At 76.3% G+C, this 15,946-nt stretch carries 12 protein-coding genes; 5 read left to right on the plus strand and 7 right to left on the minus strand.

The window, feature by feature from the left end; genetic code table 11:
• Positions 1-264: 264 nt before the first annotated feature.
• Complete coding sequence (locus tag ACFC0B_RS02730; protein WP_376081154.1) at positions 265-1,209, plus strand: DUF5996 family protein; 945 nt, start codon at positions 265-267, stop codon at positions 1,207-1,209.
• Between the two features lie 25 nt (positions 1,210-1,234).
• Here ACFC0B_RS02730 and ACFC0B_RS02735 read toward each other — a convergent pair whose 3' ends face one another.
• From ACFC0B_RS02735 to ACFC0B_RS02745, 3 genes are all read right to left on the minus strand, one after another.
• Positions 1,235-1,522 (minus strand): hypothetical protein, encoded by a 288-nt coding sequence (locus ACFC0B_RS02735; RefSeq protein ID WP_376081156.1) that lies wholly within the window; start codon positions 1,520-1,522, stop codon positions 1,235-1,237.
• A 274-nt stretch (positions 1,523-1,796) separates the two neighbouring features.
• Positions 1,797-2,576, minus strand: a complete 780-nt coding sequence (locus tag ACFC0B_RS02740) for a GPR1/FUN34/YaaH family transporter (protein WP_376081159.1) — start codon at positions 2,574-2,576, stop codon at positions 1,797-1,799.
• 175 nt (positions 2,577-2,751) lie between these two features.
• Positions 2,752-3,474 (minus strand): ABC transporter ATP-binding protein, encoded by a 723-nt coding sequence (locus tag ACFC0B_RS02745; protein ID WP_376081162.1) that lies wholly within the window; start codon positions 3,472-3,474, stop codon positions 2,752-2,754.
• 336 nt (positions 3,475-3,810) lie between these two features.
• Between ACFC0B_RS02745 and ACFC0B_RS02750 the strand changes: the two genes are divergently transcribed.
• The 4 genes from ACFC0B_RS02750 (at position 3,811) to ACFC0B_RS02765 (ending at position 11,748) form a co-directional block, all read left to right on the plus strand.
• Positions 3,811-7,170 carry an FtsX-like permease family protein gene (locus tag ACFC0B_RS02750; protein WP_376081165.1) on the plus strand — a complete coding sequence of 1,120 codons (3,360 nt, stop codon included), beginning with the start codon at positions 3,811-3,813 and terminating at the stop codon, positions 7,168-7,170.
• Positions 7,167-9,983, plus strand: a complete 2,817-nt coding sequence (locus tag ACFC0B_RS02755; RefSeq protein ID WP_376081167.1) for an FtsX-like permease family protein — start codon at positions 7,167-7,169, stop codon at positions 9,981-9,983. The genes ACFC0B_RS02750 and ACFC0B_RS02755 overlap by 4 nt, the downstream gene beginning before the upstream one ends.
• 62 nt (positions 9,984-10,045) lie before the next feature.
• Complete coding sequence (locus tag ACFC0B_RS02760; RefSeq protein WP_376081170.1) at positions 10,046-11,041, plus strand: ABC transporter ATP-binding protein; 996 nt, start codon at positions 10,046-10,048, stop codon at positions 11,039-11,041.
• A 131-nt stretch (positions 11,042-11,172) separates the two neighbouring features.
• On the plus strand, positions 11,173-11,748 hold the full coding sequence (locus ACFC0B_RS02765; RefSeq protein ID WP_376081173.1) for a helix-turn-helix domain-containing protein: 576 nt from the start codon (positions 11,173-11,175) through the stop codon (positions 11,746-11,748).
• Between the two features lie 51 nt (positions 11,749-11,799).
• Here the strand turns inward: ACFC0B_RS02765 and ACFC0B_RS02770 are convergent, their stop codons facing one another.
• The 4 genes from ACFC0B_RS02770 to ACFC0B_RS02785 all read right to left on the minus strand — a co-directional run bounded on the left by ACFC0B_RS02770 (position 11,800) and on the right by ACFC0B_RS02785 (position 15,946).
• Complete coding sequence (locus tag ACFC0B_RS02770; RefSeq protein ID WP_376081176.1) at positions 11,800-12,375, minus strand: hypothetical protein; 576 nt, start codon at positions 12,373-12,375, stop codon at positions 11,800-11,802.
• Between the two features lie 85 nt (positions 12,376-12,460).
• Complete coding sequence (locus ACFC0B_RS02775; RefSeq protein ID WP_376081179.1) at positions 12,461-13,939, minus strand: insulinase family protein; 1,479 nt, start codon at positions 13,937-13,939, stop codon at positions 12,461-12,463.
• Positions 13,940-14,000: 61 nt separating this feature from the next.
• Positions 14,001-14,909, minus strand: coding sequence for a phytoene/squalene synthase family protein (locus tag ACFC0B_RS02780; RefSeq protein ID WP_376081181.1), 909 nt, complete (start codon positions 14,907-14,909; stop codon positions 14,001-14,003).
• 146 nt (positions 14,910-15,055) lie between these two features.
• A complete protein-coding gene (locus ACFC0B_RS02785; RefSeq protein WP_376081184.1) occupies positions 15,056-15,946 on the minus strand; it encodes a dihydrodipicolinate synthase family protein in 891 nt (296 codons plus the stop codon).

Raw genomic sequence — 15,946 nt, forward strand, 5'->3', positions numbered from 1 at the left:
CGGCGGCTCCGCGGCGCCCGCCGGCGCGGTGCCGTCGCCCCGCGCCGGTGAGTCCGGCGCGAGCACCAGACCGCGCTCGGACAGCCGCTCGGGAACCATCACACTGATCACGTCGCCCCCAGACCCACCCGTGGCGGCAGCCGGAACCCACACGGTCCGCGCCTCGCCCCCGATGGGTCACAGCGTAGGGATCGCGGGCCGTCCGCGGGAGGTTTTCGGCCATCCGCGGATGCGGGACCGCTCCGGCGGGCCTAGCGTGGGCCCATGGAGCTGTTCCCTCCGATCCCGCTGGCGCGGTGGCAGGACTCCAAGGCGACGGTGCACCGGTTCGCCCAGGTCGTCGGCAAGATCCGGCTGGCGGAGAGCGTGCGGCGCAACCACTGGTGGAACGTCCCCTACTACCTCACCGGGCGCGGCATCACCACCCGCCCGATGGCCATGGCCGACGGGGGCGGGAGCTTCTGCGTCGACTTCGACTTCGTCGACCACCGGCTGGTGGTCTGCGCGTCGGACGGCCGCAGGGTCTCCTTCCCGCTCACCGGGCAGTCCGTGGCGTCGTTCTACCGCCAGACGCTCGACTCCCTCGCCGTGGTCGGGGTGCCGGTGTCCCTCCCGCACCCCTCCCCGTTCGACCTGCCCGACGCGGGCCGGCCGTTCGCCGACGACACCGAGCACGCGGCCTACGACCCGTTCTGGGTGAACCGCTACTGGCAGGTGCTCGGCCAGGTCAACCTGGTGCTGGAGGAGTTCGCCGCCCGGTTCTGCGGGAAGATCAGTCCGGTGCACCACTTCTGGCACACCTTCGACATCGCCGTCAGCCGGTTCTCCGGCCGCGCGATCGACCAGCCCCCGACCGTCGACCCGGTGACCCGCGAGGCGTACTCCCGCGAGGTGATCAGCTCTGGCTTCTGGTTCGGCGACGACACCTTCCCCGGGCCGGCCTTCTACTCCTACGCGGCGCCCGAACCCGCGGGCCTGGCCGACTGCCCGCTCCGCCCCGGCGCCGCCCGCTGGGTGGAGCGCGGCGGCAGCCACCTGGCCGTCCTCGGCTACGACGACGTGCGCGGCGGCGAGGACCCGCGGGCCGCGGTCCTCGACTTCTACGAGTCCGTCTACGCCTCCGCGGCCCGGCTCGCCGACTGGAACACCGGCGGCGAGGCCTCACCCGGCGGCATCACCGACCCGGTGGCCGCCCGGGGCGGCGGCTGACGGCACGGCCGTCGGCGCCCCGGGCCTACGGCGTGGTGAGGCGGCGGCCGAGGTCGTCCAGGTAGGGGGTGCCGTAGGCGTCCGCGAGGTCGTCGAGGTCGATCATCGGGGGGATGTCGATCACGGGCTGGCGCTCGACGAGGAAGGCCATCGTCTCGTGGACGATCCTGGTCTCGTCGGCTCCGGTGATCTGCGGCAGGCCCAGGACGCCGTCGGTGACCCGGATCCGGGTCTCGGCCTCGGCGGCGCCCTCGCGGACCCGGACCAGGTGCTCGTGGTCGCCGAGGGGCTCGACCTGAATCTCGACTGCCATGGCGAACTCCGCCTTTCCCTGGGGTCGGGGCCGGGGTGCGGCACCTGTGTGGATGCTAACGCCAGGTCGGCGCGTCGGCGGTGCCGGCCGCTCGGCCGGCCGCTCGGCGCGTCGGCGGCTGTCGACACTCGACGCCCCCTTCGGCGCCCGCCGGGCGGACCGGCGGCGGTCCGCGCCCGCCCGCCGCACCCGCCGCACCGCACCGGAACGGCGACTCGGCCGTGCTCCCACCCGGTCACGCGGCGGGTGGGAGCACGGCCGGGCCGCCGCCCGGCTACAGGGTCCGGCGCACGCCCGCCTGGGTCTCCAGACGCTGCAACTGGTCGCCCAGTCCGGCATGCATGGCGTCCCGCACGTGGCCGCCGCGCCCGATCCACAGGACCTCCCTGCCGCGGAGCTCCTCCAGCATCAGGGCGTAGGCGGCGTACATCGCGACCGCCGCGAGGAGCATGCCGAGCGCGCCGGCGACGCGGCCCAGCCACTCCACGCCGGAGACGCCGAACAGGCCGGCCGTGAGGTAGCGCGGCACGGCGACCATCAGGAGCAGCCACAGCACTCTCTTCGGCCGTGCCACCGAGGCCATCAGGGCGGCGAACACCGTGAACACCAGGTTCATCACGCCCAGCACCTGCGCCCCGCCGTGGGCATCCGTCGAGGTGACCAGCCCATTGGCCAGCCAGGCGCCGGCGAACCCGCCCATCAGCGTCGCGGCGATGACGTCCCGGGCGCCGAACGCGAGGATGCCGACCAGCAGTTGGAGTACGAAGGCGGAGAACACCGTGAGCGCCACGGCCTGCCGGTTCGCGCTGTCGATCAGGCCGAGTTGCAGGCTGCTGGTCACGGCGGAGGAGATGGCGACGGTGAAGAAGCCCAGTGGCATCGGCGAGGCGATCGGCCGCAGGCTGATCCGCGTCATGGCGTTCAGGTCCGGCTCCGGGCGGCCGGCGGCCGCCCCGTCCGGGCCCGGGGCCGGCCCCGCCCCGGGCGTCTCCGTCCCGGCCGCCGCTGGGCCGGGCCCGCGCACCGGGGTTTCCTCCATCGCTGCTGCCACCATCGTCTCGCTCCCCACTCTCGGTCGAACGCGGTCCTGGGACGGACGCGTTCCGGAAGGCTAGGAGCGGGAGTGCGGCGGGACTTGTCCCGAGGTGTACGGCCGCTGTCGTGCCCGTGCCCGGAGTGCGGGCCGCGGGTCGGCCGCGGCCCGGCCGGAGCCTCAGCCGGCCGGAGCCTCAGCCGGCCGGGACCTCGGCCTCCTCGACGATGCGGCCGTCGCGGAGCTCGACCACCCGGTCCGCGAGTTCCATGAGGTTGGGGTCGTGGGTGGCGACCAGCACGGTGACGCCCTCGCTGCGCACGACCGCGCGCAGCAGCTCCATGATCGCGCGGCCGGTCTCCGAGTCCAGCTGGCCGGTCGGCTCGTCGGCGATGATGAGGTCGGGCTCGTTGGCCAGCGCGCGGGCGATGGCGACGCGCTGCTGCTGGCCGCCGGACAGCTCGCCGGGGCGCTGGTTGGCGTGGTCGGCCAGCCCGACGAGGGCCAGCAGGGTGCGGGCGCGCTCCTCGCGCTGGGCGGCCGGGACCTTGCGCAGCCGCATCGGGACGCCGACGTTCTCGGCGGCGGTGAGCACCGGGAGCAGGCCGAAGGACTGGAAGACGAAGCCCAGCCGGTCCCGGCGCAGGGCGAGCCGGCCCTCCTCGTCCAGGCCGCCGAGGTCGGTGCCGTCGAGGGTGATGGTGCCGCCGGTCGGGCCGTCCAGGCCGCCGACCAGGTTGAGCAGGGTGGTCTTGCCGGAGCCCGAGCGGCCCTTGAGCGCGGTGAGTTCGCCCCGGCCGATGGTGAAGGAGACGCCGCGCAGGGCGTGCACGGCCCGCTCGCCGGTGCCGAAGCTGCGGTGGACATCGGTGACGGCCACCATGGGAGCGGTCTCGGTGCCGGCCGGTTGCTGCGTCATGCGGCGTCCCCCCTGGGCGGGCCCGGCGCACCCCGCCGACGGGACGGCGCCGGGTCTTTGTTTGAAGTGTTCATGGCTTCGCGAGACCGGTTTTCCCTGACGTGTTGTCAGGCGTGGTCCGGCTGCGGTTCGGAGCATTTGTTCACTACTTATATCCTTCGCGCAAGTCCCTTCCCTTCCTTGACCGGATCTGACAGCATCGTCCGCTATCCGGTGATCAAGCGCCGGTGATCATCGTGACGGCGCCCCAGGGGCGCCCATCCGCGCAGTGGGAGACGTGCGCCCGGTACGGGCGGCGCCGGCGCGGACACCATTGAGGACCGGGGGAGGAACGGGATGCTCGGCTTCGTCGTGCGCCGTCTGCGCGGGCGACTGCCTCTGGCCGCCGCCGCCCTGCTCACCGTACTGATCACAACGGCGGTGCTCACGGCGCTGGTCGCCTTCCAGCACACCGTCGGCGAGGTCGGACAGCGCCAGGCCCTCCAGGGCCAGGGGCATCCGAGGACCACCGTGGTGGTCAACTCCGAGCACGGGCTGGACCGGCGGGCCAAGGACGACGCGGCGGTGGGCGACTACGCCCGCGCCCTCTTCGGCGACCTGCCGACCGAGACCCGCGGGCTGTCCCGCAGTCGCTCCTACGGTCTGCCGGGCGGCCCGTCGGGAGGCGCCGGGACTGCCCCGACGGGCAAGCAGGCGGGCACTCCGTCCGCCCCGCAGCCGTCCGCCGCGCAGCCCTCCGCCGCCGCCCCGCAGCCCGGCGCGGCGAAGGAGGACGACCTCACCCTCCTCGCCGCCCTCGACCGCCAGTACGTCCGCCTGCTCGCCGGCGACTGGCCCGCCGCCGGCGCGCCCGGCGCCCCCGGCCCCGTCCAGGCGGCCGTCCCGCAGGCCGCGCTCACCCGCCTCGGCCTCGCCGCCGAGGCCCTCCCCGCCGAGGTCCGGCTCACCGACCGCTACGGCGGCGCCCCGCTCACCGTCCGGATCACCGGCGTCTACCGCGCCAACGACCCCACCGACCTCTACTGGCGGCTCGACCCGCTGCAGGGCCGCGAGGTCCTGGTCGGCGGCTTCACCACCTACGGCCCGCTGCTCGTCGACGACACCGCCTTCACCGCCGCCGGCCTCCCGCAGAACGGCCGCAGCTGGCTGGTCGACGCCGACTTCAGCGGCGTCGGCGCCACCGCGGTGGACGCCCTGCGCGGCCGGATCACCCCGGCCGGCGACGACCTCAACAAGAACGCCGGGCTGATCGCCCGCACCGGCCTCGCCGACCTGCTGCGCGAGCTGGACTCCAGCGCCGTGGTCGCCCGCTCCACCCTGCTCATCGGCGCCCTCCAGCTGATCGTGCTGGCCGCCGCGGCCCTGCTGCTCGTCGTCCACCTCATCGCCACCCGCCAGCAGGCCGAGAACGCCCTGCTCGCCGCCCGCGGCGCCTCCGGCCTGCGCCTCGGCGGGTTCAGCGCCACCGAGGCGCTGCTGCTCGCCCTGCCCGCCGCCTTGCTCGCCCCGCTGTTCACCCCGCTCCTGCTGCGCGTCCTCGGCGGCTTCGGCCCGCTGCGCCACGTGCCGCTGGACACCTCGCTGCGCTGGACCCTCTGGCCGGTCGCGATCGCCTGCGCCCTCGGCTGCGTCCTGCTCGCCGCCGTGCCCGCCCTGCTGCGCGGTGCCGGCGCCGCCGTGCTGCGCCGGGCCGGCAGCCGCCAGGCCCTGGCCGCGGGCGCCGCCCGCTCCGGCGCCGACCTCGCGCTGCTCGCCCTGGCCGTCCTCGCCTACCAGCAACTCGCCCAGTACAGCGGCGGATTGTCCCCGGACGCCGACGGCCGCCTCGGTCTGGACCCGGTCCTGGTCGCCACTCCCACACTCGCCCTCGGCGCCGGCACCCTGCTCGCGCTGCGGCTGCTGCCGCTCGTCGCCCGGCTCGGCGCCCGGATCGCCGCGCGCGGCCGGGGCCTCGGCCCCGCCCTGGTCGGCTGGCAGCTCGCCCGCCGCCCCGGCCGGGCCGCCGGGCCGGTGCTGCTGCTGGTGCTCGGCGTCTCCACCGGCGTCCTCGCGCTCGGCCAGCACGACACCTGGAACACCTCCCAGCAGGACCAGGCCTCCTTCGCCACCGCCGGCGGCCTGCGCATCCACGGCATCCACACCGACCCGCTGGGCCAGGGCAGCCGGTTCGCCGCCCTGCCCGGCGGCGACCGGATCGTCCCCGTCAGCCGCCAGGAGCAGTCCCTGCCCGACAACGGCCACGGACAGATCCTCGCCCTGGACGCCGCCGCCTTCGCCGAGCGCGTCCCGGTCCGCTCCGACCTGCTCGACGGACAGGACCCGAAGCGGCTGTTCACCCCGCTCGCCGAGAACCCGCCCGCCGGGGCCGCGGCCGGAATCCCGCTCCCCGGGCGTCCGCAGCGCATCGAGGCCGAGGTCACCTTCACGCCCGACGCGCGGCTGCCGATCCCCGGCGAGGCCCTGCCGCCTCCGGTCCGGGCCCCGGACGTCTGGCTGCTGCTGCGAGACCGCCACGACGTCTCCTTCGTCGCCCCGCTCCGCGGCATCCCCGCCTCCGGCGAGGGCCGCGTCACCGCGAACCTCGCCGGGCTCACCGACGGCGGACGCAGTTCGGTGTCCGCGCCGCTGACCGTCGTCGGCGTGACCCTCTCCTTCGGCCCCACCGACGGCGGCGTCCTGACCGTCCGCCGGCTCGCCGCCGCCGACGACGCGACGTCCCCCGCCGTGCCGGCCGCCGTCCCCGCCGGCTTCGGCTGGGCCAACACCGGCGACGGCACCGACCACGACGCCCACGTGGAGCTCCTCCCCGGCCAGGGCGACGACCGGCTGCTGCTGAGCGCGCGCTACTGGTCCGTCACCGGCAACCGCGGCACGCAGCGCGCCGTCATGACCCCGGCCGGCGCCAACCCGCCGGCCGAGATCACCGGCGTCGCCACCCGCGGCTACCTGGCCGCCACCGGCTCCGCCGTCGGCTCGACCATCCGCGTGCCGTTCGGCCTCGCCACCGTGCAGGTGAAGATCACCGGCGAGGTCGAATCGCTGCCCGTCGCCGGCGGTACCGCCCTGCTGGTCGACCTCGGTACCGTCGGCCGGGCGCTCGCCGCCACCGGCCGGGAGACCCCCTTGCCCACCGAGTGGTGGCTGCCCGCCACCGGCCCGGACGACCAGGTCCCCGCCCAGGCGGCCGCCGCCCTGCGCGCGGCCGCCGGCACACCCGGGCTCCAGCTCCGCGACGAGGTCGCCGCCGACCTGCTCGGCGACCCGCTCAGCGCGGCCCCGCAGAACGCGCTCGCCGCCATCGCCCTCGTCACCACGGTGCTCGCCGCCATTGGCTTCGCCGCCGCCTCGGCCGCCGCCGCGGCCGAGCGCTCCCGCGACTCCGCGCTGCTGCTGGCCCTCGGCGCCCCCAGGCGCCGCCTGATCCGCACGGCCACCGCCGAACAGGCCGTCCTGGTCGGCCTCGGCAGCGTCGTCGGCCTCGCCCTCGGCGCCCTGATCGTGCGGCTGATCGTGCCGCTCGTGGTGCTCACCCCGGAGGCCCGCCGCCCCGTCCCGGACGCCGTCGTCGACCTGCCGCTCGGCACCGCCGTCCTGCTGGCCGCCGCGATCGCCGCCGTCCCCCTGCTCTCGGCCCTGCTCGGCGGCCGCCGCCGGCGCGACGTGGCCCAACGACTGCGGCACCTGGAGGAGATGTGACCAGCCCGGCCGGAACCGCGGCCCCCCGGTCCGCCGACGCCGGCCCGGAGGCCGCCCACCGCCCTGCGGCCTGGGTGCGCACCCGGCTCCGCGCGACCCCGCTCGCCGCGCTGCTCACCGCCGTGCTCGCGCTCGGCACCGTCTTCCTCGCGGCCGCCTTCCCGCGCCTGCTGGACCGGACCGCCGACCAGGGCCTGCGCGAGTTCCTGCGCGACCGGGGGCCGGCCGCGACCAGCATCCTCGCCACCGCCGACCTGCGCGGCGACGCCAAGGGCCTTGACGATGCCGCCGCCCTGCTCACCGCGCACACCGGCGCCACCTTCCGCGTCGCGCCCGGCGGCCCGGTCTACGGCAGCCGCACCGGCAAGCCGCGTTCCCTCACCAACCCGGGCCTGGCCAGGCCCGAGAAGGCCGACCCGGTGATGGACCTGCTCTACGTGCAGGGCCTGCGCGACCACGTGACGCTCGCCGACGGCAGTTGGCCGGACGCCCCCACGCCGGGCCGGCCCGTCCAGATCGCGATCAGCCGCGACGTCGCCGAGACCGTCCGGATCCACCTCGGCGACATCCTGGAGACCGCCTCGGCCACCAGTGACGAAAAGGCGCCCCAGGCCCTGGTGGTCGGCATCGTCGACGTCGCCGACCAGAACGACCCCTACTGGACCGACCTGTCCTGCCTCAACCGGGCCTGCCTCAACTACACCACCGGCAAGGAGCCCGCCGCCTACTGGCGCACCGCCGCACTCGTCGACGGCTCCGCCCTCGAACGGGTGCGGACCTGGCAGACCGGCGCGCAGGACTTCTGGCGGCTGCCCGTCGACGTCGACAGCCTGCGTGCCGACCGGCTCGCCGCGACCGAGCGGGACGTCGCCTCGTACCTCACCGGGCACACCGCCAACACCCTGGCCAACGAGACCCGGCGCCCCGGCCTGCACATGAACTCCGCGCTGCCCGAGCTCTTCCGCCAGGCCACCGAGCGGCAGGAGGCCGCCGCGCCGCTCGCCGCGATCGGCCCGGCCGGCCTCGCGGGTGTCGGCATGGTCGTGCTCTGCCTGGCCGCCGCGCTCACCGGCGACCGGCGCGCCGCCGAACTGCGGCTGCTCCAGGCCCGCGGCGGCTCGCGGTCCGGGGTGCTGCTGCGGCTGCTCGGCGAGGGCGCGGTGACCGTCCTGCCGGCCGCCGCCGTCGCGACCGCGCTCGCCCTGTGGCTGCTGCCCACCCCGCGCTGGGGCGGCGCCGTGCTGGCCGCCTCGGCCGTCGCCCTGTTCACCCTGCTCGCCCTCCCGCTGCGCGCCGCGCGGCTGTGGGCACGCCCCCGGCCCGGCTCCGGCCGGCGCCGCGTGGTCGTCGAACTCGCCGTCCTGGCCCTGACGGTCACCGCCGTGGCGGAGGTCCGGCGGCGCGGCGTCGCCACCGCCGGCGAGGGTGCCGACCCGCTGCTGGTCCTCGCCCCGCTGCTGCTCGCCCTCACCGGCGGGCTGCTGCTCGCCCGCCTCCAGCCACTGCTGGTCGGCGCGCTCACCCGGGTCGCCGCCCGGCGCCCGGGCGCCGTCGGCTTCCTCGGCCTGACCCGTGCCGCCCGCGGCACCGGCGGCCGGCCGGGCGCCGCCGTGCTGCCGTTGCTCGCGCTGCTGCTCGCCGTCACCACCGCCGGCTTCGGCGCCACCGTGCTGGGCGCCGTCGACACCGGGCGCACCCGCGCCGCCCGGCTGAGCGTCGGCGGCGACGCCTCCGTCATCGTCCCGGTCGGCGTCACCGTATCCTCCGCCTTCGCCGCCGCGGCGGCCGAGCTGCCCGGTATCCGGGCCTCCGCCCCGGTCTGGGCCGACACCGAGGTGTTCGTGCTCGGCGGCAACGGCGCCACCCGGGTCTTCGCCGTCGTCGCCGACCCCGCCGCCTACGCGGAGATCTCCCGCTCGCTCGGGCGCGGCGCCTTCGACCCGGCCGCGCTGTCCGGTGGCGCGGGGGGCCCGGACGCCCCCGTGCCCGCCCTGGTCTCCGCCGAACTCGCCAGGCAGCTGGGCCCGGCAGCCACCCACCGACTGCGCCTGCCGAACGGCGCCGAACTGCTCACCGCCACCGCCGGCACGATCGACGCCACCCCCGCCCTCCAGGGCGACGGCCGGCTGTTCGTCGTCCTGCCGGCCGGCCCGGCCGTCGCCCTCGCCCCCGAACTCGGCCGCGCCAACCTCTGGCTGGCCACCGGCCCGGTGGACGAGGGCGCACTGCGGAGCCTGGTGCGCGAACGGATCGCCAGCGACACCGAACGCGGCGCGCGGGTCGGCTCCGCCGGGTCCGCGGACCAGGGGGAAGCCCTGCCGACCGGCTACACCGTGCGCACCAGCGCGGGCGTCACCGCCGAACTCGCCGACGACCCGCTCCAGGAGTCCGCCGCCCGGCTGTTCTGGGCCGCCGTCCTCGGCGCCGGCGCGCTCGCCCTGCTCGCCGTCCTGCTCACCCTGGTCCGGGCCGCCCCCGAACGCACCGCGCTGCTCGCGCGGCTGCGCACCATGGGCCTGCGCCCCCGGCAGGGCCTGGCGCTGATCCTGGTCGAGACGCTGCCGCAGACCCTCGTCGCGGCCGTCGGCGGCGGCCTCGTCGCGCTCGCCGCGGTCGCCCTGCTCGGCCCGGCCTTCGACCTGTCGATCCTGGTCGGCGCGCAGATCGCGCGCGGCCTGCCGATCGCCGTCCCGCCGGTCCTGCTGCCGACCCTCGGCCTCACCGCCCTCGTCGCGGCCGGCATCGTCGCCGAGGCGCTCATCGCCGGCCGGCGCCAGATCGCCACCGAACTGCGCGCGGGGGACCAGCGATGACACCCCCCGCGCCCGACCGACCCCGACACCACCACCCCAGCGCCGACGAGAGGAGAGCCGCGGTGAACGGCAGCGCCCAGGACCAGCAGACCGCCCAGGCCCCCACCTTCCAGGAACTCCAGGAGCGGGCGCGCGCCGCCGCGGCCGGGCCCAGGAGCGCCCACGCCGCGGACGCCGCGATCGTCTGCGACCGGCTGGTCCGCATCTTCAGCGCCCAGGGCGTCGAGGTGCAGGCCCTGCAGGGCCTCGAACTGACCATCCGGCAGGGCGACCTGGTCGCCCTGGTCGGTGCCTCCGGCAGCGGCAAGTCCACCCTGCTGACCATCCTCGCCGGACTGGACGTGCCGACTGCCGGCACCGCCACCGTCGCCGGCTGCGACTTGCTGGAGATGTCCCCCCGCGAGCGGTTGCGCTACCGCCGCGAGGTGGTCGGCTTCATCTGGCAGCAGACCGCCCGCAACCTGCTGCCCTTCCTCACCGCCGCCGAGAACATCGCCCTGCCGATGCAGCTGCGCGGCGGCCGCAAGACGCACGGCGGCGCGCGCCGGCAGGCCGCCCGGGTCGCCGAACTGCTGGAGGCGCTGGGGATCGGCGAACTCGCCCGCCGGCGGCCGAGCGAGATGTCCGGCGGCCAGCAGCAGCGCGTCGCCATCGCCGTCGCCATGGCCAACAACCCGCCGGTGCTGCTCGCCGACGAGCCCACCGGCGAGCTGGACTCGGAGACCGGGGCGAGCATCTTCGAGGCCTTCCGCACCGTCAACCGCGACCTCGGCGCCACCGTCGTCATCGTCACCCACGACCCGATGGTGGCCGGCGAGGTCCGCCGCACCGTCGCCATCCGCGACGGCCGCACCAGCAGCGAGGTGCTCCGCCGTACCCTCACCGACGAGCACGGCGAGGAGTCGGTGAACGAGACCGAGTACGTCATGCTGGACCGCACCGGCCGGGTCCAGCTCCCGGCGAAGTTCCTGGAGGCGCTCGGCATGGAGCACCGCGTCGCCGTCGAACTCGCCCCCGACCACATCGCGGTGCGCCCCGACGACCTCGAAGGGCACTGACGGGGCAGCGGAGCCGGCGCGGGGGAGAGGGGTAGGCGAGGGTACGGACGGCCGCCGACGGAACGGCGCCGCGGTGCTGGGATACTGGACCGGAACGTTCCGCGGTGGCGACAGGTGGTGAGGGGCGGCCCATGAGCAGCCGGGTGAGGGTGCTGAGGAAGCAGAACCGGCTCAGCCTGGAGGCGTTGGCGGCGCAGGTCGGCGTCACCAAGAGCTACCTCTCCAAGGTGGAGCGCGGCCTCAGCGACCCGTCGATCTCCACCGCGCTCAAGCTCGCGCACGCGCTGAACGTGGACGTCGGGCGGCTCTTCTCGGACGAGGTCGAGCCCGAGCTGGTCACCGTGGTGCGGGCCGGCGAGCGGACCCCGATGGCCGGGCGGACCGGCGCCGGCACCGCGCGCTACGAGGGCATCGCCACGGGGCTGGCGGGCAAGCAGATGGTGCCGTTCATGATGCACCCGCCGCTGGAGCCCGCCGACGCGCCGTTCAAGTCCCACGCGGGCGAGGAGTTCCTCTTCGTCCACGAGGGTACCGCCGAACTGGAGTTCCCGGAGCGGACCGTCGCCCTCGCCCCCGGCGACAGCGTCTACTTCAACGCGGCCCTGCCGCACCGCTGCCGCTCCACCGGGGAGGCGCCGGCCGCGATCCTCGTGGTCATCCACGACGACCCGGCCGGCCCCGGCGACCGCGTGCCGACCCTGCCCTGACGGTCCTGCGGGGCGGGGGCCGGCGCTGTAGGAACCCGGTGCCGCGCGACCTCAGCGCCCCTTGGCCTCGAAGCGGACGAAGTCGCGCCCGGCCGGACCGGCCTGCAGGCCGAGGGACTGGCCGATCACCACGGCGGGCGCGCCGACCAGCTCGCACAGCCGGCCCATCAGCTCCTCGGAGGAGGTGCGGCCGCCGTCCGGCGCCGGGTCGTTGCGCAGCCCGCTGAGCGCGGCCGGGTCGGCCAGGCCGGCCTTGGTCCCGATCTTCCCGCAGGACGCGTCCCAGCCGGCCCGGTGGGCGGCGTACTCGGCCGGGTCGGCGGGCGGGGTCCAGTCCCGGGCCCAGCCCAGGGTCTCGTACCCGCCGCCGGGGAAGCACACCGTGACGCACAGGCCCCACTCGGCGTCCTCCAGCAGCCAGACCGCGGTCTTGCTCTCGACGGCGAGCGACCACGCGGGGTCCATGATCCGGCTGCGGCTGATCCGGCCGAACCGGGGCTTCGGCGGGTCGAACAGCAGGCCGGTGCCCTCCGGCCCGGCGTAGAGGTAACCGCCGCGCTTGCCGCGCGCGAGGGCGGGGAGCACCCGGTCGGCGGGGGCGGAGGTGATGGCCGCGTAGGTGGGCACGGTGGTTCCTTCTGGCAGGGGCGGACGGCCCGGCGCGCGGGCCGGCGTCGGCCGGCGAGTGGGTCGGGCGGCTCGGTCGGCGGGGTCAGTCGGCGGCGCGCAGCGCGGAGGCGTGGTAGACGAGGTGCGCCGGGACGGCGGCGTCGATCGCCTGCAGCGCGGGCCCGAGGTTGGCGAAGAGGTCCGGCACGACCGGGACGAAGCAGGTGCTGTGCCCGAAGACGACCCGGCCGGCCCCGCGCACCTCGACCGCCGCGACGTCGTCGAACGGCACGTGGTGGATCTCCCCGTCGGGCTCGCGCGCCCACACCCCGGTGGCGTCGACGACCAGCCGGGTGCGGCGGGCCGCCGAGAAGCGCAGCCGGTCGCTCAGCGCGGGCCGGAAGACCTGGCCGCCCTCGGGCAGGGCGGTGTGGCCGGTGCAGCGGTGGCGCGGCACCGGCGTGCCGTCCGGCAGGCGCGGCTCGACCTCGGCGGACTCGGGCACGACCAGCAGCGCGGTGCCCAGCGCCCCGGCGAAGGCCTGCCGGGCCTGTTCGGGCGTGACGGCGGCGGCCGCCGCGAGACGGGTCCGCGCGTCCCGGTACGGCTGGCCGAAGAGCGAGCGGGCGGCGGCGGACCCGAGTTCGAGGATGGTGGCGCGCGGATCGGTCCAGGCCTCGCGCAGCGCCTCGCGCTCCTCGGCGAGCTCCTGCTCGGTGACCCCGTCGCGGGCCAGCCGGACGGCCTCCTGCCAGAGCAGCTCGCTGACCTTCTGCTCCTGGCCTTCCCGGGCGTCGACGAGGACGGTGAACTCGCCGCGGCCGTCCCCGGCGTCCGTGCAGGCGCCGCCGACGTCGTAGGAGAGCCCGTGCTCGTGGCGCGCGCTGTCGCGCAGGCGCTGCGCGAAGACGTCGAGGGCCAGCCGCAGTGCGTCGTCGGCGAGCACGCCGTTCAGGGCGAGGCCGGGGCCGGGGACGTCCTCCGGTCGCCAGGACGGCCCGGTCGGCAGGGCGGGCAGGCTGCGGTCGTGCCCGGGCCGTTCGCCGCCGGGCAGCGGCAGGCGCAGCCCGGCGGGCGGCGGTCCGGTGAGGACGAGGACGGCGTTGCCCGCGTGGAAGTAGCGGGCGCGGGCCTCCTGGACGGCCTCGACCGGGATCCGGTCGGCGCCCGGGCCGCGGTAGGCGGCCAGGCCCACGCCCTTGACGCCGTAGCGGTGGGAGAGGAGTTCGCCGGTCTGCGGCGCGGCGGCCCGGCCGTCCTCGGCCTCCAGGACGCCGGCCTCCCGGTCGATGCGGTCCAGCGGGAGGTCGCCCAGCGCGGTGCAGACCCGGGCCAGGAAGTCGACGACCTGCTCGGGCTGCCCGGAGCAGGTGAACTCGGTGACCTCCAGGTCGACGGAGGCGTTGTGGTCGTGGTGCAGCCGGGGCAGCGTGCTCATCGCGAGGTGCTCGATGAGGTGGGTCACCCCGAGCGTGCGCAGCGTCTCGTCCCGCACTCCGCAGCCGAAGACCAGGGCGGCCTCCAGGGGGCCGGGCGCGGGTGCCCAGATGACCGGTATGCCGTCGATGACCTCGTGATTCACCCGGCGATCATACGGGGGGCCGGATTCTCGCGGCGACCGGGTTTCCGGGCGGTGCCCGCCGTCAGCGGTGACGGCGGGCCCGGAGGTACTCGCGGGCGAGCAGGCGCAGCGCGGCGGGTTTGGCGGGGCTCGCGGAGCGGTGCAGCAGTGCGCCGAGGTCGGCGCGGGCGGCGGCGCTGGTGAGCGTCTCCACCTCGACGACGCAGCGGACCATCGGCCGGTGCGCGGGCGGTACGAGGCCGATGACGGCCCGGCCCTCGGCCAGGGTGCGGTCCGCGGTGTCGAGCAGTTCGCCGAGCAGGGCCCGCACGGCCGGCAGGTCGCGCGCCTGCTCCAGGTCGGCGCGGGTGACGCCGTGCCGCTCCAGCGCCCGCGCGGGGACGGTGAGGCGGCCGTCCGCGAGGTCCTCGGCGAGGTCGTTGACGAAGTCGAGCCGCTGGCTGCCGTCGATGAAGGTCCGGCAGGCGGCCCGGTAGGCGTGCTGGTCGCCGGGCGGTCCGAGCAGCGCGGCGACGACCATGAAGCCCGGCAACGAGTACCCGTCCACGTAGCGCTGGTAGTCCTCCTCGGTGGCGAACCCGGTGAAGTCGAGGTCGGCGTCGGCCGCCGCGAGGTACTCCAGGACCCGGTCGCGCAGCACGGGGTGGGCGGCCGCGCTGTTCAGCAGGGGGCGCAGCCCGGGGTCGTCGGTGCGGCCGGCGGCGAGGCTGTCGGTGACCTGCGCCCGCCACCGGGCCGCGGCCTCCCGGCGGCCGGCGAGCGGGCCGCTGTCGAGCAGGGTGTCCGTGCGGTGCATGAACGCGGCCGCGGCGATCACGTGCGGGACCGTCCGCTCCGGCAGCAGCAGCCCGGCGGCCACCGCGACCTCGCGGCGGTAGCGGGTCACCTGCTCGCGCTGCCGCCCGTACTCCGCCCGCAGCCCGGGCTCCCGGACCCCTGCCGCGTCCAGCGCCCGCTCCCACCGGCCCATCCGGCCCACCGTCCCTCTCGTTCCCGTGGTCCCCGTCGTCCCACTGGTGTCGGAAGGCCCGAGCCTAGACAGCGGACCGCCCGGTCGCCTATTCGGCGGCCGGGCGGTGCGGGTGCGCGGTGCGGCCGGGCGGTGCGGGCGGGTCCTCAGGCCGTGGCGGCGAGCAGCTCGGCGAGGCGGACGGTGCCGGGCTCGTCGAGGGGGAGGAGCGGACGGCGCGGGGTTCCCGCGTCGAGGCCGAGCAGGGCCAGACCGGCCTTGACGGTGGTGGGCAGGCCGCCGCGGAGGATGAACTCCAGGACGGGCAGCTGGCGGTAGAAGACCTCGCGGGCGGTGTCCAGGTCCCCGGCGCGGACGGCGCGGTGGAGGGCGAGGACGGGGCCGGGGATGAGGCAGGGCGCGGCGGTGCACCAGCCGGCCGCCCCGGCGGCGAAGGCCTCCAGGGCGAGCGGGTTGCTGCCGTTGTAGAACGGCAGCTCGCCGTCGGTGAGTTGGGAGAGCCGGTGCATCCGCTGCACGTCGCCGCTGCTCTCCTTGACCATGGTGATGTTCTCCACCTGCCCGACCAGCGAGACCATCAGCTCGGGGGAGAGGTCGATGCCGCTGGTGGCCGGGTTGTTGTAGATCATCACCGGGACGGAGACGGCGTCGGCGACCTCGGTGAAGTGCCGGACGACCTCGCGCTCGTCGAGCTTCCAGTAGGACTGCGGCAGCACCATCACCGCGTCCGCGCCCGCCTGTTCGGCGAACCGGGCGCGCCGTACGGCGTTGCGGGTGGTCAGGTCGGCGACGCCGACCACGGCGGGCACCCGCCGGGCGACGGCGGCGAGCGCGGCCTCGGCGGTGGTGTACCACTCCTGGTCGTCGAGGTAGGCGCTCTCGCCGGTGGAGCCGAGCGGGGCGATGGCGTGGCAGCCGGCGTCGATCAGCCGGTCGACGAGCGCGGTGAGGGCGGTGGTGTCGACGCCGCCGGCCTCACCGGGGGCGAACGGGGTCACCGGGTAGGCGATGATCCCCTCCAGGACGAGTCCGGCCAT

It is taken from the genome of Kitasatospora sp. NPDC056184 (genome assembly GCF_042268405.1).
GTDB lineage: Bacteria > Actinomycetota > Actinomycetes > Streptomycetales > Streptomycetaceae > Kitasatospora.